This window comes from Effusibacillus consociatus, assembly GCF_042652925.1.
GTDB lineage: Bacteria > Bacillota > Bacilli > Tumebacillales > Effusibacillaceae > Effusibacillus > Effusibacillus consociatus.
Genome location: NZ_JBHSHC010000179.1, coordinates 1 through 1,315, shown reverse-complemented (window position 1 = coordinate 1,315; position 1,315 = coordinate 1). Strand labels below are relative to the sequence as shown.

General features: G+C 46.2%; 1 protein-coding gene. It reads left to right on the top strand.

Annotated features, from left to right (window positions below; genetic code table 11):
- The first annotated feature begins 4 nt into the window (after window positions 1–4).
- A protein-coding gene (locus tag ACFO8Q_RS23855) for an IS3 family transposase (protein WP_380029882.1) occupies window positions 5–1,275 on the top strand; the annotation gives its coding sequence in 2 pieces (ribosomal slippage) (window positions 5–323 and window positions 323–1,275; 1,272 coding nt in all).
- The last annotated feature ends 40 nt before the right edge of the window (window positions 1,276–1,315 follow it).

Genomic DNA, 1,315 nt, shown 5'->3' with positions numbered 1-1,315 from the left:
TCCCATGACACGAAGAAACTATTCCGCCGATTTCAAACTCCAAGTTGTACAAGAAGTATTGGAGACCGGAAACAATGCGGTTGTTGCAAGAAAGCATGATATTAATGCCAATATGCTGGCCCGTTGGGTACGTCAATATAAAGCAAATCACGAGGTAACGGCGTCACGGGGAAAGCCCAACCAGATGACAAAAGAAGAACAGCAAAAGATCATGCAAGAATATACCGAGATCTCAACAGAAAATGAACAGTTGAAAAAACTGTTAGGGGAAAAGGATTTGGAAATTGCTATCTTGCGTGACCTTGTAAAAAAGAAAAACCCTCACTTGCTGACAAACTGGAAATAGCGCACAAGTGGATCCATGACGGATATTCTGTATCAGTCGTGTTACGCATCGTGGGGGTAGCAAGATCCACGTATTATTACTGGTTGCAGCCACCAAAGGAATCGACCAAGGAACGGGTTAAACCGGCAGGGCGCCCGATTCCTGGATATTGTTTCACGCAGCAAGGGAAGAAAGTCAGTGATGAACAAATCAAGGAATGGATCATGGAGGCCATCGCAGGGGATGGGTATTCCTACGGGTACGTGAAACTCACGCACCATTTGCGGCAGCACTATGATCTGATCATCAACAAAAAGCGGGTCTATCGGCTCTGCAAAGAGCTTGATATATTGAAACCGCAGCGAGAAGTAAAAACCAAGCATCCAAGAGTATTGGCACGAAATCGGGAGATTCTGGCACCGAATCAACTGTGGGAAGTGGATGTCAAATATGGCTATATTACAGGAGAAGACCGGTTCTTTTATGTGCTTTCCTATCTCGATGTATTTGACCGGCAGATCGTGGGATACCATATTGGACTGCGATGTGAGGCCAGACATGCCACTCAAGTATTACAGGAGGCATTATGGAAACGGCAAGTGTTTACCACCAACCATAGGCCCGTGATTCGATCCGACAATGGTCCGCAGTTTGTCAGTCTGTTATTTGGTTCAAAGTGTCAGGAATTTGAGGTAGAACACGAACGGATTCCACCACGCACGCCCAACATGAATGCACACATTGAGTCGTTTCATCGCTGGCTGGAAGAGGATTGTTTGTCCCAATATGAATTTCAAACCTACGCAGAAGCATATACGGCGGTGGTGGAATACATGGAGTATTACAATTCACGGAGGATCCATTCGAGTCTGCATTATTTGTCTCCCCAATCTTTTTATCAGAAGCATCTGGAACACGGGTTGATGCCGGTGAAGGAAGTGCGTGTGTAACACCAGCGTGAACCCGGCGAAGCGAATCATTGACGGGGAG